20 protein-coding genes are annotated in these 24,000 nt (G+C 70.0%); 6 read left to right on the top strand and 14 right to left on the bottom strand.

The genetic code is table 11. The features are described 5' to 3' along the window. Window positions 1-10 precede the first annotated feature (10 nt). The 3 genes from BEI_RS17970 (at window position 11) to BEI_RS17960 (ending at window position 2,433) form a co-directional block, all read left to right on the top strand. Window positions 11-715 (top strand): RNA polymerase sigma factor FliA, encoded by a 705-nt coding sequence (locus BEI_RS17970; protein ID WP_097790785.1) that lies wholly within the window; start codon window positions 11-13, stop codon window positions 713-715. A 247-nt stretch (window positions 716-962) separates the two neighbouring features. After that, window positions 963-1,781, top strand: a complete 819-nt coding sequence (locus tag BEI_RS17965) for a motility protein A (protein ID WP_097790784.1) — start codon at window positions 963-965, stop codon at window positions 1,779-1,781. After that, window positions 1,774-2,433 carry an OmpA/MotB family protein gene (locus BEI_RS17960; protein WP_097790783.1) on the top strand — a complete coding sequence of 220 codons (660 nt, stop codon included), beginning with the start codon at window positions 1,774-1,776 and terminating at the stop codon, window positions 2,431-2,433. Before BEI_RS17965 ends, BEI_RS17960 begins: the two co-directional genes overlap by 8 nt. A gap of 15 nt (window positions 2,434-2,448) precedes the next feature. Here BEI_RS17960 and BEI_RS17955 read toward each other — a convergent pair whose 3' ends face one another. Both BEI_RS17955 and BEI_RS17950 read right to left on the bottom strand, forming a co-directional pair. Then, window positions 2,449-4,203 carry a putative bifunctional diguanylate cyclase/phosphodiesterase gene (locus BEI_RS17955; protein ID WP_097790782.1) on the bottom strand — a complete coding sequence of 585 codons (1,755 nt, stop codon included), beginning with the start codon at window positions 4,201-4,203 and terminating at the stop codon, window positions 2,449-2,451. Further along, window positions 4,196-6,754 carry a sensor histidine kinase gene (locus BEI_RS17950; RefSeq protein WP_097790781.1) on the bottom strand — a complete coding sequence of 853 codons (2,559 nt, stop codon included), beginning with the start codon at window positions 6,752-6,754 and terminating at the stop codon, window positions 4,196-4,198. Before BEI_RS17950 ends, BEI_RS17955 begins: the two co-directional genes overlap by 8 nt. A 460-nt stretch (window positions 6,755-7,214) precedes the next feature. On the opposite strand from BEI_RS17950, the gene BEI_RS17945 reads away from it, so the two are divergent. Then, window positions 7,215-10,022 (top strand): bifunctional diguanylate cyclase/phosphodiesterase, encoded by a 2,808-nt coding sequence (locus BEI_RS17945; RefSeq protein ID WP_097790780.1) that lies wholly within the window; start codon window positions 7,215-7,217, stop codon window positions 10,020-10,022. A 6-nt stretch (window positions 10,023-10,028) separates the two neighbouring features. Here the strand turns inward: BEI_RS17945 and BEI_RS17940 are convergent, their stop codons facing one another. From BEI_RS17940 to BEI_RS17890, 11 genes are all read right to left on the bottom strand, one after another. Continuing rightward, window positions 10,029-10,580 carry an invasion associated locus B family protein gene (locus BEI_RS17940; RefSeq protein ID WP_227644515.1) on the bottom strand — a complete coding sequence of 184 codons (552 nt, stop codon included), beginning with the start codon at window positions 10,578-10,580 and terminating at the stop codon, window positions 10,029-10,031. Between the two features lie 61 nt (window positions 10,581-10,641). Further along, window positions 10,642-11,229 carry a nitrous oxide reductase accessory protein NosL gene (locus BEI_RS17935; protein WP_097790779.1) on the bottom strand — a complete coding sequence of 196 codons (588 nt, stop codon included), beginning with the start codon at window positions 11,227-11,229 and terminating at the stop codon, window positions 10,642-10,644. 16 nt (window positions 11,230-11,245) lie between these two features. Then, window positions 11,246-12,070: an ABC transporter permease gene (locus tag BEI_RS17930; RefSeq protein WP_097790778.1), complete on the bottom strand. Its 825-nt coding sequence runs from the start codon at window positions 12,068-12,070 to the stop codon at window positions 11,246-11,248. Further along, the gene (locus BEI_RS17925) at window positions 12,067-13,002 is read right to left on the bottom strand and encodes an ABC transporter ATP-binding protein (protein ID WP_097790777.1); all 936 of its coding nucleotides are present in this window, start codon (window positions 13,000-13,002) and stop codon (window positions 12,067-12,069) included. Before BEI_RS17925 ends, BEI_RS17930 begins: the two co-directional genes overlap by 4 nt. Then, entirely contained in the window at window positions 12,999-14,312 is a 1,314-nt protein-coding gene (locus tag BEI_RS17920; RefSeq protein ID WP_227644514.1) for a nitrous oxide reductase family maturation protein NosD, read from the bottom strand. The genes BEI_RS17925 and BEI_RS17920 overlap by 4 nt, the downstream gene beginning before the upstream one ends. A gap of 47 nt (window positions 14,313-14,359) precedes the next feature. After that, a complete protein-coding gene (gene nosZ / locus BEI_RS17915; protein ID WP_097790776.1) occupies window positions 14,360-16,237 on the bottom strand; it encodes a TAT-dependent nitrous-oxide reductase in 1,878 nt (625 codons plus the stop codon). A gap of 3 nt (window positions 16,238-16,240) precedes the next feature. Continuing rightward, the gene (nosR, locus tag BEI_RS17910; protein WP_097791146.1) at window positions 16,241-18,352 is read right to left on the bottom strand and encodes a transcriptional regulator NosR; all 2,112 of its coding nucleotides are present in this window, start codon (window positions 18,350-18,352) and stop codon (window positions 16,241-16,243) included. Between the two features lie 120 nt (window positions 18,353-18,472). Further along, window positions 18,473-18,790: a c-type cytochrome gene (locus BEI_RS17905; RefSeq protein ID WP_097790775.1), complete on the bottom strand. Its 318-nt coding sequence runs from the start codon at window positions 18,788-18,790 to the stop codon at window positions 18,473-18,475. 156 nt (window positions 18,791-18,946) lie between these two features. Next, entirely contained in the window at window positions 18,947-19,717 is a 771-nt protein-coding gene (locus tag BEI_RS17900) for a molybdopterin-binding protein (RefSeq protein ID WP_097790774.1), read from the bottom strand. Further along, entirely contained in the window at window positions 19,701-20,555 is an 855-nt protein-coding gene (locus BEI_RS17895) for a cytochrome b/b6 domain-containing protein (protein ID WP_227644513.1), read from the bottom strand. Before BEI_RS17895 ends, BEI_RS17900 begins: the two co-directional genes overlap by 17 nt. An 87-nt stretch (window positions 20,556-20,642) precedes the next feature. After that, the gene (locus tag BEI_RS17890) at window positions 20,643-20,939 is read right to left on the bottom strand and encodes a hypothetical protein (RefSeq protein ID WP_097790773.1); all 297 of its coding nucleotides are present in this window, start codon (window positions 20,937-20,939) and stop codon (window positions 20,643-20,645) included. A 179-nt stretch (window positions 20,940-21,118) separates the two neighbouring features. On the opposite strand from BEI_RS17890, the gene BEI_RS17885 reads away from it, so the two are divergent. Together BEI_RS17885 and BEI_RS17880 are read left to right on the top strand one after the other, a co-directional pair. Next, a complete protein-coding gene (locus tag BEI_RS17885) occupies window positions 21,119-21,838 on the top strand; it encodes a response regulator transcription factor (protein ID WP_097790772.1) in 720 nt (239 codons plus the stop codon). Further along, entirely contained in the window at window positions 21,835-23,352 is a 1,518-nt protein-coding gene (locus BEI_RS17880; RefSeq protein ID WP_097790771.1) for a sensor histidine kinase, read from the top strand. The genes BEI_RS17885 and BEI_RS17880 overlap by 4 nt, the downstream gene beginning before the upstream one ends. Here BEI_RS17880 and BEI_RS17875 read toward each other — a convergent pair. After that, window positions 23,343-23,810 carry an Rrf2 family transcriptional regulator gene (locus BEI_RS17875; protein WP_097790770.1) on the bottom strand — a complete coding sequence of 156 codons (468 nt, stop codon included), beginning with the start codon at window positions 23,808-23,810 and terminating at the stop codon, window positions 23,343-23,345. The genes BEI_RS17880 and BEI_RS17875 overlap by 10 nt on opposite strands. Window positions 23,811-24,000 lie beyond the last annotated feature (190 nt).

Here is a 24,000-nt window from a genome sequence, read left to right as displayed (position 1 = left end):
GGCAAGACGCATGTACACAGCACAAGGCAAGATCAGACAGGACGACCTGCTGGACGACTATATGCCCCTGGTGCGCCGTCAGGCGCTCAGCCTTCAGGTGCGATTGCCGGCCAGCATCGAGCTCGATGACCTCATCCAGGCCGGCACCGTGGGGCTGCTCGAGGCCCTGGGCCGCTTCGATGCCGCCCAGGGGGCGAGCTTCGCGACCTTCGCCAGCCAGCGCATCCGCGGCGCGATGCTCGACGAGCTGCGCAGCCGCGACTGGCTGCCGCGCAGCGTCCGGCGCAACGCCCGGGCCGCCGACGAGGCGGCGCGCCGGCTCGAGCAGGAACTGGGGCGGCCGGCAGAGGAGGGTGAGATCGCCGCCGCGCTGGACATGGACATCGAGGCCTACCGCCGCCTGCTCAACGACACCAACAGCGGCCAGCTGCTGCCCTTCGAGGAACTGATGGCCGAAGGGGGCGAGGGGCGACTGGTGGAGGACGGCACCCCGGAGACGCCGTTCGCCCGGCTGGTCGACCAGCAGCAGCGGGCCCGCCTGGTGGAGGCCATCGAGGCCCTGCCGGAGCGCGAGAAGCTGCTGATGGCGCTCTACTACCAGGAGGAGCTCAACCTCAAGGAGATCGGGGCCGTGCTCGGCGTCACCGAGTCCCGGGTCTGCCAGCTCCACAGCCAGGCGGTGGGGCGGTTGCGCGGCAAGCTCCGCGACGGCTGAGACGGGAGCGTAGGTCGGGTAAGCGAGCTTGCGAGCGCACCCGACTTACCCGCAGGGCAATCGCTGTTGGAGCTGGCGAGGGGCGCAGGGGGCAGGTCGAAGAAGACCTGTCGACGGATCAGCCCCGAGCGAAAACGCTAAATGCGATAGCCCTGGACACACCCGGCTGCCCACCCATGGGTAAAGCCATCGGCGATCGGGCCGATGAATAGTCATTGACCGTCTTTTCCTAGACAGGGAGTCCCTCATGAACCCGTCGACGCTGATCGGGATACTGGCGAGCATCGTGCTGCTGGCGAGCGTGCTGCTGTTCACCGCCGAATCGCCGCAGAGCTTCGTCAACCTGCCCGGCCTGGCCATCGTGCTGGCCGGTACCCTGGCCGCCACCTTCATCAGCTACCCGCTCAAGGAGGTGGTCCGGGTGGTCCGGCTGGTGGGCCTCGTCTTTCGCCGCGAGAACACCTATACCCGCGACGACATCAAGGAACTGGTGGACATGTCGCGGTTGTGGTTCAAGGGCGACGTGCGGGCCGTGGAGGCGGCACTCGACAAGACCCGTAACCCCTTCCTGCGCACCGGGATCCAGCTGGTCATCGCCAACACCAAGGAGGAGGAGATCTTCGACCTGCTGCGCTGGCGGATCGCCCGGCTCAAGGCCCGGGAGCACGCCGAGGCCCAGATCTTCCGCACCATGGCCACCTATGCGCCGGCCTTCGGCATGATCGGCACCCTGGTGGGGCTGGTGAACATGCTCGAGGTGATGGAGGCCGGGGACCTGAACGTCATCGGCCCGCGCATGGCGGTGGCGCTGCTCACCACCTTCTACGGCATCCTGCTGGCCAACCTGGTGTTCAAGCCCATCGCGGTGAAGCTCGAACGGCGCACCGAGGAGCGCCTGATCGCCATGAACATGGTGCTCGAGGGCATCTCGCTGATCACCAAGCGCCGCCTGCCGTCCTTCATCGAGGAGACCCTCAACTCCTTCGTCGCCAACTACCATGACGAGATCCGCGACCCCGTCCGCCCGTCGGAGCGCGAGTCGGGGGAGGCCGGTCAGGGTGCTTGACCGGGACACCCGCCAGGCCCTCGTGCCCCTGGGGCAGGGCGGCGAGGAGGGCGAGAGCTGGCTGATGAGCTACCTGGACGTGCTCACCCTGCTCATCACCCTCTTCGTGCTGCTGTTGTCCATGGCCAGCTACGGGCTGCCGGCCGGGGAGGCGGACCGCGAGGTGTCGACCGACGCGAGGCGTGCCGCCCAGGCGGTGGCCGAGGGCCTTCGGCCCCGCCACGATGGTCTTCAGCCGCGTTTCCAGGGGCTCTCGATCGACGGCGTCAGCGTCGAGGCGACGCCGGGGGAGATCACCCTGCGCATCGAGGATCGGCTGCTCTTCGCCAGCGGCCGGGCCGGCCTGACCGAGGGCGGCCGGCGGGTGCTGGACCGCCTGGCCGAGACCCTGGCGGACCTGGAGGGACGCATCTCGGTGGAGGGCCATACCGACAGCCTGCCCATCGCCACCTCGCGGTTCCCGTCCAACTGGGAGCTCTCCACCGGCCGGGCCAGCGCCGTGGTGCGTCACCTGGCGGCGGCGGGGGTGGCCAGGGAGCGGCTGAGGGCCATCGGCTATGCGGACACTCGCCCCCTGGCCGACAACGCCACCGCCGAGGGGCGGGCCGCCAACCGGCGGGTGGAGCTGGTGCTGCGCCGGCCCTCCCGCTGATCCACCCGGGGGAACTCAGGGGGCGTGGCCGGGCACGGCCTGGCGCCCGTACCAGGCCAGGAAGTCCGCCGCCGGCAGGGGGCGGGCGAAGAGGTAGCCCTGACCCAGCGGGCAGCCCATGGCCTCGAGCAGCCGGGCCTGGGCCTCTTCCTCGATGCCTTCGGCGATCACCTCGAACCCCAGGCCGTGGGCCAGCCGGGTGATGGTGGTGGCCAGGTGCCGGGCCTCGGGGTCGTCCACCAGGTCCATGACGAAGGCCCGGTCGATCTTGATCAGGCTCAGCGGCAGCGTCTTGAGGTAGGCCAGCGACGAGTAGCCGGTGCCGAAGTCGTCGACGCCGATGCCGATCCCGGCATCCGCCAGGGCGCGCAGCTGCCGGCGGGCCTGGTCGACATCCGCCATCAGCCCCGACTCGGTGACCTCGATCGACAGGCAGTGATGGGGCAGGCCCAGGCGGTCGAGGCGACCCAGCAGGGCCTCGGCGAAGTCCGGCCGGCACAGCTGACGGGGGGCGACGTTCACCGCCAGGGAGAAATCGCTCGTGACAGCGCCCCGGGCGCGCCACTCGCCGAGCTGGGTGAGGGCGGTCTCCAGGACCCAGTCGCCGAAGTCGAGGATGTCGCCTGTTGCCTCGGCCAGGGGGATGAAGCGCCCCGGCGAGATCGTGCCCAGTCGTGGGTGGTGCCAGCGCAACAGGGCCTCGGCACCCACCGTCTCCCGGCTCCCCAGGGTCAACTTGGGCTGGTAGACCAGCGACAGCTCGTTCCGGCCGGCGGCGCCGCGCAGGGCATGCTGGAGCTGCAGGCGCTCCCGCTGGAGCCTCTCCAGCTCCGAGCAGTGGTGCCTGAGGCGTTGCCCGGAGTCCATCGGCGGCAGGGCCAGGGCGGCCATGTGGGCCAGGCGCTCCGGACTGACCGACCGGGCCTGGCCGATCCCCACCCGGGCCCGCACGGTCAGCCGCAGGTCCTCCACCCCGTGCTCCCGCTCGAGGCGTGCGAGCAGCTTCCTGGCCAGGGCCTCGAGGGCCGCTTCGCTAGCCGGCGCCCGCACGATCACCAGCAGGCCGCCGCCTCCCCAGATTCCCAGCAAGGCCCGCTCCGGCAGGGCGGGACGCATGACTTCGGCGAGCGCCTTGAGCAGGCGCTCGGCGGTGGTGTGCCCGTGCAGCTGCACCACGTCCCGGAGGTCGTCGATGGCGATGAAGAGGGCGCCCGACGCCAGGCCGGCATGCTGCCATTCACGCAGGTGGCGGGTCAGTTCCCGCCGGTTGGGCAGCCCGGTGATGGGGTCGGTGCGCGACAGCCGTTCCAGCTCACGGGTGCGCGCCTCCACCTCCCGTTGCAGGCGGTCGGCCTGCTCGCTGCGGGTGGCGAAGCGGTGCTCCAGGTGCAGGGCATTGCGGATGCGCTGCAGGACCTCCCCGTAGTCGAACGGCTTGGTGATGATGTCGTGCACCCCCTGGGCCAGCACCCGGCGCCGGGTGGCGTCGTCGGCCTGGGCGGTGAGCACGATCACCGCCGGCGCCTGGTCGCCGAAGGCGTCCTTCAGCTGGGCGATGACCGCATAGCCGTCCAGGTGGGGCATGCGCAGGTCCAGCAGGATGAGGTCCGGCCGCCGGGCGCGGCAATGGTCCAGGACCTCGCGGGGGTCCTCCAGGCCGGCCGCGTTCTCGAACCCCTGGTCCTCGAGCAGGTCGAGCAGCAGCTCCACGTTCACGGGGTTGTCGTCGACCACCAGCAGTCGCTTCTCGCGCAGCGGCGTATCAGGCATGCGTCGCTTCCTTGCCGTCCTGTGGTTTCCGTGACTCGGCACCGGGCGCCGCGGCCGGGAGCTCGAACCAGAAGGTGCTGCCCGCCCCCGGGCGGCTGGTCACCCCGACGTCCCCGCCCATCGCCTCGACCAGCTCCCGGGTGATCGCCAGGCCGATGCCCGTGCCCTCGATGGGGCCGTGTTCGGCCCCCAGTCGCTGGAAGGGCTGGAACAGCGCGGCCTGGCGAGCCTCGGGAATGCCCGGCCCGGTGTCGCGGACGGCGACCCGCCAGCCCGGCGAGACCCGGCACAACTCGACGTGGACCTCGCCGCCCTCGTGGTTGTACTTGATGGCGTTGGCGATCAGGTTGTAGAGGATCTGGCGCAGCCGGGTGGCATCGGCCTTCACGAGGGCGTTCGCCGGGGCCGGTGTCCGGTGCAGACGGATGCCGGCGAGCCGGGCGGTGCCCTCCAGGGCGTCCAGGGCCTCGTCCACCGCTCCCGCCAGCTCCACGGCTTCCGGGGTCAGGGAGAGCCGGCCGGCCTCGCTTCTGGCCAGGTCGAGGACATCGTTGATCAGCCCGAGCAGGTGGCGGCCGCTCTTCTCGATCTGGGCGACCTGCCGACGCTGGCGCTCGTTCAAGGGCTGGCGCTGGCTGTTGGCCAGCAGTTGGGCGAACCCCAGGATGGCATTGAGCGGCGTTCGCAGCTCATGGCTCATGGAGGACAGGAAGTCGCTCTTGGCCCGGCTGGCCCGCTCGGCCTGATCCCGGGCCTCGGCCAGCGCCGCCATCACGCCCTCCCGCTCGGCGATCTGACGATGGAGGTTGATCAGCAGGGCGCAGGTCGCGGTGAAGGGCTCGAGCCAGTCGACCAGCGCGTGGTCATAGGGACGGCGACCATTGGCGATGGCCAGCATGCCGAGGATCCGGTCCCCGTCGCGGATGGGAACGCCGAGGAAGTTGTCCAGTGGCGGATGCCCTGGCGGGAAGCTGCCCTCTCCCGCTTGCGCCGTCAGGTCGTCCCGGATCGTCACCTCGCCATGGGCGAACACCCGGCCCAGCAGGCTGTCCGGGTTGGAGAGGGTCATGTCGCCGCTGCGCAGCCGCTCCATCAGCTGGCGCGAGGCGGCGCTCCAGGACAGGTCGGTGATGGCGTGGATCTTCAGGGCCGGTTGGTCGCCATCGTCGATTGCCTCGCCGAGCAGGGCGTGGTCGCTGTCGGTCAGCTCGCACAGCGCCTTCAGCAGGAAGTCCCAGAGGCGCCGGCCGGACATCAGCGCCGGGTAGTCGGTGATGCCCCGGTGCAGGACGCGAAGCAGGGCCGCCTGGCGCCGAGCCAGGGTGGTGTCCCGCCCGACGCCGACCACGCCACGGATCTGCGCCTGGTCATCGCGCAGCGGCGACAGGGTCAGCTCGTAGTGCCGCCCTCGGACGGGGGGCAGGTCCAGCCGCTGGGGGATGCCGTCGCGCATCACCGTGCGCTCGGCGGATTCGAGGCGCTCGATCAGGTCGGCGGGCAGACGGTCGGGGTAGCGGTCCAGAGGCAGGTCCGGGCGCGTCATCTCCAGCAGGCTCAGGCAGGCCTCGTTGGCGCCCAGGAAACGGCCGGAGGCGCTGCGCGCGAAGATGGGGTCATGGCTGCCGTCGATCAGGGCCCTCAGAAATTGTCGCTCCTTGTGGACCGCCTCCCGGGCGGCGTGGATCTCGCTGAGATCGGTGAGGATGCCGAGAAACTCGGTGATCTCGCCGCTCTCGTCCCGGATGGCGCTCACGGCCAGGTGGATCGGCACGGGGCGTCCGTCCCGGTGGCGAGCCTCGACCTCACGGCCCTGACCGATGATGCGCGGCGCCCCCCCGGCCAGGAAGCGTGCCAGGTAGCCATCGTGTTCCCGCGCCACCGTCGCCGGCATCAGCATGCTGACGTTGCACCCCAGCAGCGCCTGCCGCTCGTAGCCGAGCAGCGACAGCACATGGGGGTTGGCATCCAGGATGGTGCCTCGGGTGTCGATGCGCACGATGCCGGTGGCCGACTCCTGCAGCAGGGTCTCCAGGCGGCGGGTGGTGCGCTCCTGGTGGCGGGCGCGTCGTTGGTCCTGCAGCAGGTCCTCCACCTGGCTCGCCAGCAGGGCCAGACGGCGACGCTCCTCCGCGCCGAACGCGCGGGGGCGATGGTCCAGCACACAGAGGGTGCCCACGACATGCCCACCGTCCGGGGCCAGGGGGTGGCCGGCGTAGAAGCGCAGGCCCTTCGGCCCCGCCATCAAGGGATGGGATCGGAAACGGCGGTCCTCGTGGGCGTCCTGGATCACCAGGGGGGCGCCGTCGGTCACCACCCGGTCACAGGGAGAGTGGGCGCGGGGCAGGGCCTGCCGGGACCACCCCCGACGGGACAGGCACCACAGCCGCTCCCGGTCGACCAGCGAGATCAGCGCGACGGGGACCGCGAGGCATTCCCCGGCCAGGATGGTCACCCGGTCCAGCGCCGGCGACGGCGGGAGATCGAGCGCTTCCAGATCGTGGAGGGCGTGAAGGCGTGCCGCCTCGTCGCCGGACATGGCATGGCGGGGCATGGGCTGACTCCTCGGGTCGTGATGGCCGCGGGCGGCCCCGGTCGTCCTGAAGGTATCGGCGCGTCGGGGCGAGACTTGAATGCTCGCCGGTCATCACTGGACCGCCATCGAACTGGCCATGCACGAGCCGTTCGAGGCCACCTGGCCCGGCCTTCGGTGCCTTGGACCACCGGACCCGTCGCCGAGGGCCCGCGTTCGGCGAGCGCCGGTGGCGGGTTTGACAAGGGCGGTGCGTGACGGCCAGGCTTTATATAAGTTAATTCTTACTATACTGCCTTCGGATGACGCTTCATGGCATGGCACGGCGCTATACTCGGAGCCTGGCCAGGGTTACTGCCCTTGGCTTGGCCCCGAGCGATCCGGGACCATCAACTTTTGCCTTCCGCTCCCCGGTGAGATGAGGTGATACCGGCCTGTCGGGCCGGCCTGGGGGCCCGGGAGACTCACAGGGACGTGACGCATGACGATGTCGACCGATGCGCAGGAGGCCTTCCAGGGGTTGGCGGATAGCCTGTCGCCGGAGGACCGGCGGGACTTCTTCCCCCAGCTGGCCGAACGCCTGGCCGAGCTGCTCGACGCCGATCACGTGCTGGTCGCCCGGACCCTGCCCGACGGTCGCCGGGTGCGCTCCCTGGGGGCCTGGTCGCGGGGCGGCAGGCTCGAGGCCTTCGACTACGACCTGGCGGGCACCCCCTGCGAGCGTGTCATCGACCTGGAGCCCTGCCGGTTTCCCGAGGGGGTCCGCGAACGCTTTCCCGAGGATCGACTCCTCGCCGACATGGGAGCCGAGGCCTATCTGGGGGTGCCCATGTTCGCCCCCGACGACCGCCTCCTGGGGCTGGTCGTCGCCCTCTACGAGCGCCCTGTCCACGAGACCGGCCTGGCCCTGGAGGCCCTGCGCATCGCCGCCTCCCGGGCCGGCGCCGAGCTGGCCGGCCAGCAGGCCGAGCGGGCCCTGAGCCGTACCCACCGCGCCCTGACGCTGCTTCGCCTGGTCAATCGGGCGGTGATCCGCGCCACGAACGAGCCGAGGCTGCTCAAGGAGATCTGCCGGCTGGCCACCGGCCAGCAGGGGGGGTACCGGATGGCCTGGGTGGGCTATGCCCTCCATGACGAGGCGCGCCGGGTGATGCCCCAGGCCTTCGCCGGCCTCGAGGAGGGCTACCTGAACGAGGTCTGGTTCAGCTGGGATGCCGATTCGCCCCAGGGACAGGCGCCCGCCGGCCGCTGCATCCGCACGGGGCGGCCGGTGGTCCTCGAGGATCTCGTCCCCGATCCGGCCTATGCCCGCTGGCGGGAAGCGGCGCGCCGGCGGGGCTATCGCGGGGTGATCGCCCTGCCGTTGCGGGATGGGGACCGGACCTTCGGTGCCCTGATGCTTCTTCAGGGCACGGTCGGCGGGGTGGCGGACGAGGAGCTGGCCCTGCTCGAGGAGCTGGCCGAGAACCTCGCCTTCGGCCTGCGCACTCTCAAGGTGCAGACCGAACGGGAACGTACCCAGAAGGCGGTGCTGGACATCGCCGAGGCCTTGACCGCCCGCAGCGACGCGGCCTTCTTCGCGCAGCTGGTGCGGCACATGGTCGACGCCCTGGGCGCCGATGCCGGCTTCATCTCGCGCCTGGAGGGCGGCGAACCTCCCATGGCCACCACCCTGGCGGGGATCGTCGACGGCGAGCCCGCGGCGCCCCAGCGTTACTCCCTGGCCGGCAAGCCCTGCCACGTCGCCTTCGAACGCCGGGAGTTGATCGTCGACGACGGCCTCCCCGAACGTTTCCCCGGCGTCGAGCTGGTCGAGACCCTCGGCGCCCGTGCCTATGCGGGGCGACGCCTGGATGACGCCGCGGGGCGGCCGATCGGCTCGCTCTTCCTGCTCTATCGCCGGCCGATGCTCGACACCGCCATGGTCAGCCACCTGCTGCGTATCTTCGCCGCCGGCGCCGCCGCCGAGCTGGAGCGCCATCGCAGCGAGGCCCACATGCGTCACCTGGCCTACTACGACAGCGGCACCGGCCTGCCCAACCGGGCCTGCTTCATGGAGCGCCTCCAGGAGGCCGTCGCCCGGGCCGGGCACGGCGGGTATCGGCTGGCCCTGCTGTTCCTCGACCTCAATCGCTTCAAGGAAATCAATGACAGCCAGGGGCACGACGTCGGCGATCGGGTGCTCCGGCAGGTGGCCGGCCGCTTCCAGGGGGGCCTCGGCGAGGGGGCGAGCCTGGCCCGCCTCGGCGGCGACGAGTTCGTGGTGATGCTCGAGGACACGGACGCCTGCACGGCCGAGGCGATGGTGGCCCGGCTGGCGCGTTCCCTGGAGGAGCCGATCGTGGTCGGGGAGCGGCGGTTCTCGCTCGAGGTGAGCATCGGCGTGGCCTTCTATCCCGATCATGCCGACGGCCCGCGGGAGCTGCTCAAGCATACCGACATCGCCATGTATCGGGCCAAGCAGGCCGGGGTCGTCCACCGTGTCTATGATGCCGCCATGGGCGAGGCCATGGCCCGGCGCCTGAGCCTGGCCGGTCGGCTGGCCTCGGCCCTGGCGGAGGGAGCCCTGGCGCTGCACTATCAGCCCTGCGTGGACATGGCGAGCGGGACCCTGATCGGGGCCGAGGTGCTGTGTCGCTGGCAGGATCCCGAGCTGGGCTGGATCAGCCCGGCGGAGTTCATCCCCATCGCCGAGGAACGCGGGATGCTGCCTCGCCTGGGAGAATGGGTGCTGCGCGAGGCCTGCGCCCAGCGGGTCGCCTGGCGTGGTGCCGGCCTCGAGATGCCGGGGCGGCTGCACATCAACGTGGGGGCCCAGCAGCTCGAGGACCCCCGGCTCTCCCAACGGCTTGCCGGGATCGTCGAGGCGGCCGGCCTCTCGCCGTCGGTGATCGGGCTGGAGCTGACCGAGAGCGGCTTCATGGCCGATCCCGAGCAGGCCGTGGCGGTGACCCGTTCGCTGCGCGAGGCCGGGTTCGCCCTGGCCATCGACGATTTCGGGACCGGCTACTCGTCGCTCGCCTACCTCAAGCGCCTCGCCGTGGACACCGTGAAGATCGACATGTCCTTCGTGCGGGACATGCTCAGCGACGACAACGACCGCGCCATCGTCACCACCATCATCGCCATCGCCGAGAGCCTCGGCCTGGCCACCCTGGCCGAAGGCGTGGAGTCCCGGGCCCAGGCCGAGGCCCTGCTGGCGCAGGGCTGCCGGCATGGCCAGGGCTTCCTCTTCGACCGGGCCCTGCCCGCGGAGGCCTTCGCGGAGCGCTGGCTGGTCGCCGGCTGAGTGCCGTCAGCCGGCTCGGCAGAGCCGATCCAGGCGATCGAGGGCGGCCCCGGCCCCCGTCAGGCTGAAGACCATGAACCAGGGGTCGTTCTCACCGCGGTGGATGCGCAGCCGCAGCACCTCACCGCCGCGCATCTCGTCCAGCAGGGCGCCGGTGTCGGGGAAGGCGAAGCGCACGTAGAAGCCGCTGTTGCCGCGCTCGGTGATGAAGGCGGCCTCCCCGGTATGCACCCAGCCCTCGTCGACCAGCAGGTCCGCCGGCACCCGGTTGACCGTGGCGCTCTCGGCCTGGACCTCGCCGAGCTCCACCCGCATCTCCAGCCAGGGCCGCGCGCAGGCCCCGGGGGTGGCGTTGACGCTGAACACGCTGTCGCGGTAGCTGTGCTGTTCCAGCGCCCGGACGTGACGCTCCTCGCCCAGGGTCAGGCGCAGCGAATGCCAGTCGCCATGCGACCGGACGGCGTCGGTGTTGAACTGGCCGGCCAGGCTCGGCCCGGCGAGGGCCAGGCCCAGCAGCCAGGCCGGCAGGCCGAACGAGGGGCGACGACGTGAGGACATGGGCACTCCCGGGGCCAAGGACCCCGGCAGGCTAGCATATTCGCGACGGACACCGGGATCGTCAGGGCGAGTCGGTCATGTCGCCGTGGGCGCCATGGTCGCCCTGAGGCGTCATCCCGCCGTGATCCTCGGGGCCTGGCCCCCGGGACGGCTCGCCGCGCCCCAGTCGGCCGAGCAACGCCAGGTCGATGTCCGCGTAGGCGATCACCTCGCCGCCGTGCGCGTCGCGGAAGGCGTCGGCATCCTCGCGGCCGGCGAAGGACGCCAGGGTGTGGCCCATGGAGCCCCGCCGGTCGTGGCCGACGACGTACCAGGCCTCCTCGGCGCGAATGAAGGCCTCGTCGGCTGGCCGGCCCCAGGTCGTCTTGCCGATGTCGTGGACGTAGGCATGGCTGAGCCGGCTGGCGTTCTCCGGTTGCGCGAGGAAGACGAACAGTTCCAGGGTCGAGCAGAACTTGCGTGGCCTCTCCGCGCCATCCAGAAAGGCCTCGCCCTTGGGGCCGGGGTGCTCGGTGATCAGCATCCCGCAGACATGGCAGCTGTCACCGGAGGCGATGGGCTCGGGCGCGGCCAGCGCCGGAGGGGAGGGATCTCCCCCGCAGCCGGCGAGGGCGAGCAAGAGCAACAGCATGGAGAACGGGCGGATCATGTCGATGTCCTCGGGATCAGGCTTCGCGGCGGTGGAAGCGCAGGACGGCCAGGCCCAGCGGCACCAGGATCCAGGCCAGCAGGATCGGGACCAGCAGGGCCGGCCGGAAGAGGTCGCCCCGGGCGATGCCGGCCAAGCCGGTGTAGTCGCGAGCGGCCTCGAAGCCGGCCAGGTTGATCAGCCGGAAGCACTCGGTGGGATTGAGCAGCAGCAGCCAGGGCAGCCAGTCGCCGCCTTGCTCGACGCTCACCAGCAGCGCCAGCAGCCCCAGGTCGAAGACCAGCACGAACAGGAACCAGACGCCCAGGGCCAGGCCCGCCGCCCGGGCCTTCTCGGTGGCCCCGGCGCTGATCAGGTAGGCGAAGGCGATGAACACCCAGCCCAGCAGCACGCTGCTGACGATCAGCAGGCCCATCCCGGCGACCAGTTCCGCGAGGGCCACCCCCTCGGCTCCCAGCGCGATCACCGCCCCGGCGACGCTGAAGCCGAGCACCGTGGCCGCGGCGAGGATCAGGCCGTGACCCAGGAACTTGCCCAGCAGCAACTGGGGGCGGCTCAACGGATAGGTCAGCAGCAACAGCAGGGTGCCCGCCTCCTGTTCGCCGACCACGGCGTCGTAGGCCAGCAGCAGGGCGATCAGCGGAATCAGGAACACCGCCAGGGTCGACAGGCTGACCAGGGTGGTGGCGAGCGACGCGAAGCCGAGCCCGCCGCTGGCGGCGGCGCCGAACCAGGCGATGCCCACGGCCAGGGCGGCCAGGATCAGGGCGATGGCCAGCACCCAGCGATTGCGCAGGCCGTCGCGGAACTCCTTGCCGGCCAGCGTCAGGATGGCGTTCATGGGGCATCTCCTCGTCTCTCCCGCGTGCCGAGGCGCGAGAAGTGGGCGTAGAGGGTCTCCAGGCTCGGCGGCTGCAGCTCGATGTCCTCGACCCCGGGGATGGCGGTCAGTCGCCTGAGCACCGCGAGCTTGCACTCGGCGGGCACCGAGAGGGAGACCTCGTGGCCATTCAGGGGGCGGGCGACGATCCGCGCATCCTCCCAGGTCGTCCGCCAGTCCCGGTCCGCCAGCCGCCCCCGGGCGCGAATGGTCAGCGGCAGGGCCGCCTCCGTGCGCAGCCCGTCCAGGCTGCCCAGGGCCAGGCGATGGCCGTCGCCGAGGATCAGGGCGCGGTCGATGTAGGGCTCTACCCCCGGCAGGACGTGGGACGACAGCAGCACGGTGCAGCCTCGTTCGCCGAGCTCGCGGACCGTGTCATAGAAGTCCCGGGTGGCGGCGGGGTCGAGCCCGGTGGTGGGCTCGTCGAGCAGCAGCAGGCGGGGGGCGCCGAGCAGGGCCTGGGCCAGGCCGAGGCGCTGGCGCATGCCCTTGGAGTAGGTCTTCACCCGGCGCCCGGCGGCCGTCGCGAGGCCCACCCGCTCGAGCAACTCCTCCGCCTGCCCGGCCGCGGCCCGCTTGAGCCGGGCGAAGAAGTGCAGTACCTCCCGTCCGGTAAGCTGCTCGTAGAAGCTGACGTTCTCGGGCAGATAGCCCAGATGCCGGCGAAGCACCGCCGCGTGGCGGCCATCGGGACGGCCGCCGAGTACCTCGAGGCGGCCCGCGCTCGGGGTGAGCAGTCCGAGGATCAGCTTCATGGTGGTGGTCTTGCCGGCCCCGTTGTGGCCGAGCAGGGCCAGCACCTCTCCCTCTTCCACGGCGAGATCGAGGCCCGCGAGTCGGGTCAGGCCGCCCTGGCGCAGGCTCACGTCATGCAGTTCGATGATCGGTCTCATGCGTCGGCCTCCGCGAAGACGGGGGGAGCCATCAGCGGCGCGCTGTCCTTGACCCCCTGGGGGCGGAACACCGGGAACCGGCGCTGTACCCAGCGCAGGGCCAGCACCGCGGGGCTGTGCATCAGCACCCGGGCGACCGGATAGCGCCACAGCAGGCGGTCCATGGCATCGTTGGGCTCATAGGGCGTATCGCCGATGCCGTCGCCGGCCAGGTCCCAGCCCAGATAGTCGCTCCAGTAGTTGCCTCGGCCATTCTCCGACCACTCCTGGGCGCGGGTGGCCACGTACATGACCTGCTGGCGGTTGGCGATGAAGGCGTTACCCACCATGGCGTTGTCCTCCGATCCCGCGGTGAGATGGATGCCGATGTCGCTGTCGGCGAAGCGGTTGCCCTCGAAGCGGTTGAATTGGGCGTTGTAGACGAACAGCGCCTTGCCCTCGCCGCCCTGGACCACCAGCCGTCCGTCGTCGCCGCGCGGCTGGCGGATGCCGGTGACCCGGTTGCCGCGCAGCAGGCTGTCGGTGATGTTGTTCATCAGGATGCCGTAGTGGCGGTCGTCCTCCGAGCGATTGCCGATGACGGTCAGCCGCTTGGATTGCATCAGCGCGTAGCCGGTGCGGGTGTGGCGGGTCAGGTTGTCTTCCAGGTGATTGTCGTGGGCGTACATGTAGTGGACGCCGTAGCGCAGCTCCTGCAGGCGGTTGCCGCGCAGCAGGCTGTTCCGGCTGGTGTCGATGTAGATGCCGTCGCGGACCCCGCGGATGTCGTTGCCTTCCACCCGGGCGTCCGCGACGTTGAACAGGTGGATGCCGTTGCCGCGATCCTGGGACCGCAGCGTGGCATCGCCGCGGATCCGGTTGCCGATCACCGCGACGTCGTGCACCGCGTCGAGTCGGATGCCGAAGCCGGCCCCCGTCAGGCGGTTGTCGCGGATCAGGCTTCCGGTCGCCGTCTCGCGGACCAGGATGCCGGTATCCATGGCGGTCAGGTCGCGGCCCCAGTCCTCGATGGTGAGTCCCGAGAGCACGATGTCCGGGGCGGCCAGGGTCACCGCATCGCCGGCATCGCCGCCGTCGATCACTGCCCTGCCCTGACCCTGCAGGGCCAGGGACTTGTCGATGATCAGCGGCCCCGGATAGCGGCCCTCGGGCAGCAGCAGGGTGTCGCCGGCCTCGGCCTGCTCGATCAGCGGCTGCAGCGATGCCCCGGGGGTCGCCGTCCAGGTGGCCGCCTGGACCATCGACCCCGGGAGCAGGCCGGCGGCGGTGCTCAGCAGGGCCATGGCGATCAGGTGAATGCCTCGCTTCATCGCGGCTCCGGTCATGGGGGGCCGAGCGGACTCGGCCCCGGTGGGGATCAGGCCTTCTCGACCAGCATGCGTCCCGTCATCTCCATGTGCATGGCATGGCAGAACCAGTTGCAGTAGTACCAGTGCACGCCGGGCCGATCGGCCACGAAGGTGACGCTGGCGGTCTGCTGGGGGCTGATCTCCATGGACACCCCGTGATTGACCAGGCAGAAGCCATGCGTCAGGTCCTCGACCTGGTCGAGGTTGGTGATGACCACGGTGACCTCGTCGCCTTGCCGGACCTTGAACTGGGTCAGGCCGTACTGGGGCGCGATGGAGGTCATGTAGACCCGCACCTTGTTGCCGTCGCGGATGACCTTGTTGTCCCGCTCCAGGGTGATGCCGTCGGCTTCGGCCATGGCCCGGGTCTCGGCGAAGAAGGGATCGTCGCGGGTCCAGACGCGGCTCGGGCTGAGCTGATCGGCCCGCAGCAGGATGCAATCGTGGGGCTCGGCGTAGGTGGGCCCGTCGTGGACCAGCTTCATTTCCTCGCCGGAGATATCGATCAACTGGTCGTTCTCCGGATGCAGGGGGCCCACCGGCAGGAAGCGGTCCTTGGAGAACTTGGAGAGCACCACCAGCCACTTGCCGTCGGCGTCGCGGGACTCGGTGAGGCTGGCGTGGTTGTGACCGGGCTGGTAGTGGACGTCGAGCTTCTGGCGAATGTAGTTGACCTCCTCGCCGTTGTAGGCGCGGATGGCATCGGCGATGTTCCACTTGGCCACCTGGCTGTCGATGAACAGCGTGGTGTAGGCGTTACCGCGGCCGTCATAGGTGGTATGCAAGGGCCCCAGGCCCAGCTCCGGCTCGCCGACCACGGCGTCGCGGGGGGCGATGGCGTCATCGAACAGCGCCGGCAGCTTGTCGATGGCGATGATCGACACCGTCGGCGAGAGCTTGCCGTTGGCGATGAAGTACTGGCCGTCCGGCGAGGTGTTCAGGCCGTGCGGGTTCTTGGGCACGGGAATGTAACGGGTCAGCCGGGATCCCTTGCGACCATCGAGCACCGGCACCTCGGAATCGCCCAGGGTCTGGTACTCGCCGGCGGCCACCGCGGCCTCGATGGCCTCGACGTCGAACACCACCACCCAGTCGCGTTCCGCGCGCATGGTGTCGGCCAGCGTCATGCCCTTCTCGGAGTTGTAGCAGGTGGAGGCCACGAAACGGCCGGTGTAGTCGGCGTCGGTGTTGTCCAGGTTGCCGTCGACGATCACCTGCCAGGCGACCTTCATGTCTTCGGCGTCGATGCCGTTGAACATGGTGTAGTAGTTGTCGGGGCTCTCCAGGTCACGACCGTCGTTGAGCTGGGGGATCGGCAGCTCGGCGTTGGCGAAGACGTACTTGGTGTGCGGTACCTTCTGCAGGCGCAGGCCGTGGATCGCCTGGACGTTGGGGATGGTGATGATCTTGTCCGTCTTCATGATGTCGAGACGGATCCGTGCCACCCGGGTGTTGGCCTTGTCGTTGATGAACAGGTACTTGCCGTCGTAGCGGCCGTCGGTCATGGAGACGTGCGGGTGGTGGGCATCGCCATTGAGGAAGCGGCTCGACTCGCCCAGTACCCGCTTGGATTCGTTGGTGATGCCCCAGCCGCTGGCGCTGTCGACGTTGAACACCGGGATGCGCATCAGCTCGCGCATGGACGGCACCCCCAGCACCCGGACCTCGCCCTGGTGTCCGCCGCTCCAGAAGCCGTAGTACTCGTCCAGCTCGCCCGGGGCGACCTCGATGCCGTCCTCGCCGGCGGCACGCGCCTGGCGGCTGTTGATCAAGGCGCCGGCACCGAAGCCGCCGGCCAGGCCGGCGCCGGCCACGCCGGTTACCGCGCTGTTGCGCAGGAAGTGCCGGCGGCCGAGGTTCTCGATGTCCTTCTTCTTCTCGCTCATGGTTCAGTCCTCCTGGTGAATCGGGATTGGCTGCAGCTTCGAGGATCCGGCCTGGCCGGAGTCGTGGGTCTCGGCGCCTGGACGGGCACCCGCCAGGCGTGCCGCCTTCTCGTAGCGCTTGCGGCGCTTGATCATCGGCGGACAGCGCCGGTCGTCGTGATAGGTGACCTGGCAATCGAGACAGTAGTGGCACTCGTTGGCGTTGATGCGACCGTCGGGGTGGATGGCCGCCACCTCGCACTCGTTGGCGCAGATCTGGCAGGGCGTGCCACAGCTGCCGCGATGGCGCTTGAGCCAGTCGAAGAGGCGAAGGCGGGCGGGCACCGCCAGGCCCGCTCCCAGGGGACAGACATAGCGGCAGTAGAACTTGTGGTTGAACGCCGAGACCGCCACCAGGCCCAGGGCATAGAGCACGAAGGGCCAGTCGCGCTGGAAGCGCAGGGTGATGGCGGTCTTGAAGGGTTCCACCTCGGCGTAGCGTTCGGCGGTGCCGAGGGAGTGCAGCGAGAGGGCGAACAGTCCCAGCAGGATGATGTACTTGATGGCCCAGAGCCGCTCGTGGAGGCCGAAGGGGATCTGGATCTGCTTCACCCCCAGCCGGCGGGCGGCCTTGTTGACGAGGTCCTGCAGGGCGCCGAAGGGACACAGCCAGCCGCAGTAGACCCCGCGTCCCCACAGCAGCAGGCTGACGGCCACGAAGCACCAGAGGATGAACATCATCGGGTCGATCAAAAACGACGACCAGCTGAAGTCGGTGATCAAGGCGTTGGTGAAGGTCAGGACGTTGACCACCGAGAGCTGGGCCAGGCCATACCAGCCGATGAAGACCAGGGTGTAGACGAGGAAGCCGAGGCGGAGCGGGGCCAGGACTCGCGGATAGCGCACCAGCACGTCCTGGAACAGCATGATCCCGGTGAGCACCAGCAGGCCGGCGCCGAGCACGCCGATCTGGAAGGCCTTGTCGTGCCACACCCGTACCCAGACGGGACGCTCGACCACCGGCTCGGGGCGCTCCACATAGGCATCGGGCACCCGGTAATCGGCGCTGAACCGCGTGAACTCCGTATCCAGCGGTCCCGAGGCGCGACGGACCAGCAGGTTGAGCTGCCAGGGGCGGCCAGGGTCGAACCCGGCCTCCTCGCGGATGACGAAGATGTCCTTCTCGGTCATGCGCGGCATGCCGTCGAGGGCGAGCCGGCCGAGCCGCTGGTGGTCCCGGTCGTGGAAGGTGATGGTCCGGCCGTCCTGGCTCACCTCGATGCGGTCGAAGATGCCCCCTCGCACATAGCCCGAGCCCTTGAAGGAGTAGTCGCCACTGGCCATCAGGGCGATGGCATGCTCGCCGGCCTCGAGCTCGGCCATCAGCCGATCGTAGCCCCGCTCCCCCAGCAGGTTGCGTCCGGCGGTGGGCGCGTTCAGGTAGCTGTAGTAGAGGTCGATGAAGGTCTTGTCCGGGGCCTCGGGCGTGTGCAGGTAGTCCTCGGCAGGGGTGCCGACGAAGGCGGCGTCGACCTCGCCGTGGGTCAGCCGCAGGCGGCGGATGGTGCCGTCCCCGGTCAGCGCCTGCCAGTCGGCCTCGCGGAAGACGTCGGGCCGGACGGTCGCCGCGGGCTGTGCCGAGGGATCCTCGATGAGGCCCAGGTCGGCGGCGACGCGGCGGGCGGCGCGCATGATGGTGTCATTGACGACGATGACCGTGACCGTTGCCCCGGAAATCGCGTCGAGGTTGTCACCGATCTTGAGGGCGTCGGTGACATGATGGGGCACGTGGGCACCGGCGAAGTCCTGGAGCTTTCGGTCGGGAATCCCCACCAGCATGATCGGCTCGGCGTGGTCGAGGACCCTGGCCATGGTCAGCCGGCCGTCGGGATCGATGCCGACCAGGAGGTTGACCGGTTTGCCGGAATAGGCCGGGATGGGCGCGATGTCGACGGTCTCGAAGGCGTAGCCGAGCAGCTCGTCGCCGGCATAGACCTCGTTGACCGGGGACTCGGTCGCGGCCGGGGCCAGGCGGTCGGCACCGGGAAAGCCGCTGTGCACCTCGCTCGCCGTCATCGCCAGGGCCGGGAAGGTCAGGCAGACGCCGATCAGGCACAGCAGCAGCCGGCGGAGCATGAACGAGCATCGGGGCCAGGGAAGCGGCATGAGAGGGATCCCGAGACGGAGGGGCTGGGGCGTGACGGCCGCCGGTCGCTTCGCCGACCGGCGAGCCGGGGCGGCGAAGCGGCCGGGAGGTCAGGGCGTCAGGCTGGCGTAGTAGGCGGCGATGTCGGCGATGTCCTCGTCGGAAAGCGCCTGAGCCTGGGGGCTCATGATGGCGGACATGCCGCCGCCGCGCTCCCCGGCCCGGTAGGCCTTGAGGGCGCTCTCCAGGTAGGTGGCGGACTGGCCGGCGAGGTTGGGATAGATGGGCGACGTTCCCTTGCCGTCGGTGCCATGGCAGGCGGCGCAGGCGGTCGCCTTGGTTTCGCCGGCGGCCGAGTCTCCGGCGGCAAGGGCATCGACGGCCAGGGCGCTGCAGCCGATGAGGGCCAGGATCGCAAGCGTCTTCATAACGAGCCTCCAGAATGCATCTTTTTGTGCTGAAAGAAACCCGGCATCGGCGTTGCTGCCCCGGGCGGATGCCTTCATCTTGCCAGCCCACCCGAGCCTGACGCTTGACCTGGATCACTTTCCGGCGAGACGTCCCTTCCCGGGCATCCTGGTCACTCAGATGCCGGCCCACCAGCGGTAGCCGCGGTCCTCCCAGAAGCCGCCTCGGCCGCCGCCGATGTGCGCGAAGCTGTCCACCAGTTCCAGGCGCATCAGGTACTTGGCCATCTTGTAGCCCAGCTGGCGTTCGGCGCGCAGGCGCAGGGGGGCGCCATTGGCGATGGGCAGGGGGGCGCCGTTCAGCGCGTAGGCCAGCAGGGTCTGGGGATGATAGGCCTCGCGCATGTCCAGGCTCTCGTAGTAGCGATCCCCGCCGGGGAAGCGGTCGGCGCAGTGGAAGACCACGAAGCGGGCCTCGTCCTTCACCCCCACCCGGGCCAGCAGGTCCCCCAGCACCACGCCGGTCCACTGGCCGATGCAGCTCCAGCCCTCGACGCAGTCGTGCCGAGTGATCTGGGTGCGCGAGGGCAGGGCCCGGAGCGCCTCCAGCGAGAAGGCCTGGGGGCGCTCGACCAGGCCGTCCACCTCCAGGCGCCAGGCCCGGAAGTGGCCCGCCGCCAGCCGCATGTAGGCCCGTTCCCGGGGGAAGGTGGTGCCGTTGGGGCGGAAGGTCGGAGCGATGTCGGCGGGCGTGTATTCCCGGGCTAGGGCCTCCCGGGAGGCGAGCAGCCGGTGGGCCCGTTGGGTCAGGGCCTCGCTGGCGTCGAACAGCGGCTGCAGGGTGCCGCTGCGCGAGAGGCGGTCGCAGCCGCCCAGCAGCAGGCTGCCGGTGGCCAGCAGGGAGCCCGCCAGGAACCGGCGGCGCCGCTCATCAGGAGGTCGGGTCATGGCGAGACTCCTCTTCCGGGGGCAGCACATAGCGCCCCGTGATCATCGATCGCAGGTTGTTGACGACGCCGGAGGCCAGCACCATCGACACATGGATCACGAAGAAGGCCAGCAGGGCGACGGCGCAGAGGAAATGGAGGGTGCGGGCGCTCTGACGGCCGCCGAAGACGTCCAGCAGCCAGGGCCAGGCGGCGTCCATCGTCGGCGACATGGTCAGGCCGGTGAGCACCACCAGCGGGGCCAGCACGAACAGCACCGTCAGGTAGGCCAGCTTCTGCAGGAGATTGTAGTGGCGGGCCGCCTCGCCCCGGGGGAAGCGCAGGCGCAGATGGTCGATGAGGAGGGTGCCGAGGTGGCGCCATTCCGTGGTGCGGGGCAACAGCCGGCGGCGGAGCCGGCCGCCGATCACCAGGTAGAGCAGGTAGGCGACCAGCAGGGGCACGAAGAGCCAGGCGGCCAGGAAGTGCCACTGTCGGCCCATGGCCAGCCAGCGCGGACCGGGCAGGGTGGCCCAGGCGGGAAAGGCGCGCCGGTCGCGGTCCCCCTCGGGACCGGAGACTCCCAGCAGGCCGGTGGTATCGAACCGCCAGCCGCCGAGTTGCGTGATCCCCCGCCACTCGCCGTCCTGTCGCTCCGCGCCGATCGACAGGGCGGGGCTGTCGAAATGCGAATCCTTGCCCCAGTAGAGGGCCGGATGGGCATTGAATATCTGCAACCCGCTCATCAGCAGGATGACCAGGCAGAGGACGGTAAGCCAGTGCCAGAGCCGCGTGAACAGCGAGTGTCGGCGGATCACCGTCTTCGAGCGGTCGCGGGTGGGATGGTGCATGGCGGACATGTCGTAGCCTCTCCGGGACGGCCAGGGGCGGGAAACGGGGCGGCCGGCCGGGAGACGGGCCCGGCGGCCGATCGCGGGCGCCGAGCCTCACATCTCGCCCTCGCCCTCCATCGTCTCCCCTTCTTCTTCCATCGGCATCGCGTCGTCATCTTCCGGCTTCATGGGCAGCTCCTCGCTCATCGCCTCACCCTTCATGGCCTCGCCGGTCATCGCTTCACCGGCCATGGCGTCCTGCTCCATGCCGTCGCCTTGCTGCATCATGCTGTCGCCTTGCTGCATGGCGTCCTCGTGATGGTCGGCCAGGGCGGCGGCCGGCAGCAGCAGGGCACCGCCGAGCAGCAGGATGGCGAACGTGGCGGGACGGGCGCGCTCTCGAATCAACATCGCATACCTCCAGGCTTGTCCGAGCCAGCGGCGGAATGCCGACATGGCAGCTTTCACGCTAGTCGGCCGTCCCGGCGTATTCATCACGAAATCATCACGGCCGTGGTGACGGTTTCGTGATGCATCCGGAGCCTCGTGGTTCTAGAGTGGAATGCCGAACCGCCCTACAAGGTCAGCCCATGCCCTACCGGATTCTCTGCGTCGAGGACAATCCCGACATCGGCAAGCTGCTCGCCGAGCGTCTCGGCGAGGCCGGCTATCGCTGTGACTGGGTCACCGACGGCGAGGCGGCCCTGGCGGCGCTGGACGCCGCCTCCCCCGAGGCGCGTTACGATCTGGTGATGCTGGACCTGATGCTCCCGGGCCTCGACGGCCTGGAGGTGTGTCGCCGGCTGCGCCGGCACGATGCGCGGACGCCCGTGCTGATGGTGACCGCCAAGGCGTCGATGCGGGACGTGGTGAGCGGGCTCGAGATCGGCGCCGATGACTATGTCACCAAGCCCTTCCAGCTGCCGATCCTGCTGGCCCGGGTCCAGGCCCTGCTGCGCCGGCTGCAGGGCGCGGCGCGGGAGGAGCTCACTCCCCCGGCCCCCATCGTCCAGGGGCCCCTGATCATCGATGTCGATCAGCACCGGGTCACCCTGGCCGGGCGCCCGATCCAGCTGACCGGCAAGGAATTCGCCCTGCTGACGCTGTTCGCCCGCCATCCCGGTCACAGCTTCAGCCGAGGCGAGCTGCTCGATCGGGTATGGGGGGAGGAGTTCGATGGCTTCGACCACACCGTGAACACCCACATCAACCGCCTGCGCAACAAGCTCGAGGACGATCCGGCCCAGCCGCGCTTCATCCAGACCGTGTGGGGCGTGGGCTACCGCTTCGTGGTCCCGGAGGAGGCATGAGCGCCCTGTCGAACCGCCTGGCCGGCTGGGCGCGCAGCCTCTATGCCCGGATCGCCCTCGTCTACCTGAGCGGGCTGCTGCTGCTCTCGGTGGCGGTCGCCTGGCTGGCCACCAGCCAGTTCGACCAGCTGAGCCGCGAGTTCCAGCAACGGCAGGAAGCGGGACTGGCCGGCAACCTGGCCCGGGTCATGGCGCCTGCCCTGGACGCGGGGGCGGACAGCCCCGCTGCCCGGCGCATGGCGCGCCATATCGTCGCCATCAATCCCTCGCTGTCGCTCTACGTGCTCGACGACCGGGGCCGGGTGATCGCCGACTATGCGCGGCCGCCCTGTGGCCTCGGCAGCCGGGTCGAGCTCGCGGCCATCGAGGCGCTGCTGGGGGAGTCGCCGATGCTGCCGGTGCTGGCCTCCTCGCCCTGCGGCGGGGAACCGGGCGTCTTCTCGGTGGCGAGGATCCGTTACGGACCCGAGGGCCGGCCGGGCTACCTCTATGCCGACCTGAACAAGGCCAGCGAGGCCTCGATGGTCGCCATGCTTCGCACCAGTTCCATCACCCGCACCCTGGTGGCGGCGGGGGGGCTGGCGGTGCTGATCGCCGGACTGCTCGGCCTGGTCTGGTTCGCCCTGCTGACCCGGCGCTTCTCGCGGCTGACCGGCGCCGTCCAGCGCTTCGCCCGGGGCGAGTTCCAGGCGCGCCTCGTCGATCCCGGTCGCGATGAGCTGGGACGGCTGGGGCGGGCCTTCAACGACATGGCCGGCACCATCGAGGCGCAGCTACTGGCATTGCGCGAGACCGATCGTCAACGACGCGAGCTGGTGGCCAATCTCTCCCACGACTTCCGCACGCCCCTGACGTCGCTGCGCGGCAACGTGGAGCATCTGCTCGAGCGCGAGGACCTGACGGTCGAGGAGCGCCGGCGGCGATTGACCGGGATCCTCGACAACGTCGGGCGGCTGACACGGCTGGCCGACCAGCTCTCGACCCTGTCGCGACTCGATGCCCACGACCGGCCGTTGCAGCGCGAAGCCTTCTCGCTCGCCGAACTCGCCCACGACATCGCCGGCAAGTTCCAGGACCAGGCGAGGCGCCGGAACATCGCCCTGGAGGTGACGTGCGATCCCGGCCTGCCCCGTGTCGAGGCGGACCTGGGACTGATCGACCGGGCGTTGGCCAACCTGATCGACAACGCGATGAAGGCGACGACGCCCGGCGGGCGGGTCTGGCTGTGGGCTCGGGCCGAGCCCGGGGACGGGGTGCGGGTCGCGGTGAGCGACGACGGTGTCGGCATCGCCCCGGACGAACTGCCCCTGGTCACCCAGCGGTTCCATCGCACTCGCGACGGTCGGGCCCGGGGCGAAGGCTCCGGACTTGGCCTGTCGATCGTCAGCGAGATCGCCGAGCGTCATGGTACCCGCCTGGCCATCGACAGCGTCCCCGGGCGGGGGACCACGGTGAGCCTCTGGTTGCCGCTCGCCGATACCCTTCACGGGCCGGGTGACGCGGCTCAGGCCTGAGGGTCGGCGGCGTCGGGCAGTGGATCCTCGAGGTGCAGCAGCTGGATCAGGCCGGTGCGCTGGGGGCCCAGCAGGTCGGCGAGGGTGTAGCGGTCGAGCACGCCGAGGAAGGCCGCCAGGGCCTCGGCGAGGATCGGCTTGAGCCGGCAGGAAGGGGTGATGACGCAGTCGTTGTCGTCACCGAAGCATTCCACCAGCCCCAGGTCGCGCTCGGTGTCCCGCACCAGGGCGCCCAGGCAGATGTCGGCCGGGGCCCGTCGGAGCAGCAGGCCGCCGTGCTTGCCGCGGATGGCGGTGATGTAACCCCGGTGGTTGAGATCCTGCACCACCTTCATCAGATGGTTGCGTGAAATCGCGAAGCGCTCGGCGATCTCGGTGATGGTCGAGCGCTCCTCGCCGCGAATGGCGAGATAGATCAGGACGCGTAGTGAGTAGTCGGTGTAGCGGGTCAGGTGCATGGGGCTTCCTGGTCGACGGGCAGGGGAGCGCAGGACTCCCGGGCGGATGCCGGGATTCTATCATTGACAGACCGTTGAGTCGGATCCTGGCTCGCCTTCGCTATAAAAGATTCATATTGAATGCCAGATATTATAGCCGAGGCTCGCAGGCAAGGCGCGAGGCGCCGATCTACCTCGAATTGACCTGGGT

The sequence above is a fragment of the Halomonas beimenensis genome (assembly GCF_002549795.1).
GTDB lineage: Bacteria > Pseudomonadota > Gammaproteobacteria > Pseudomonadales > Halomonadaceae > Halomonas > Halomonas beimenensis.
The sequence above is the reverse complement of the archived record's forward strand: the minus strand, read 5'-3'. Positions and strand labels throughout refer to the sequence as shown.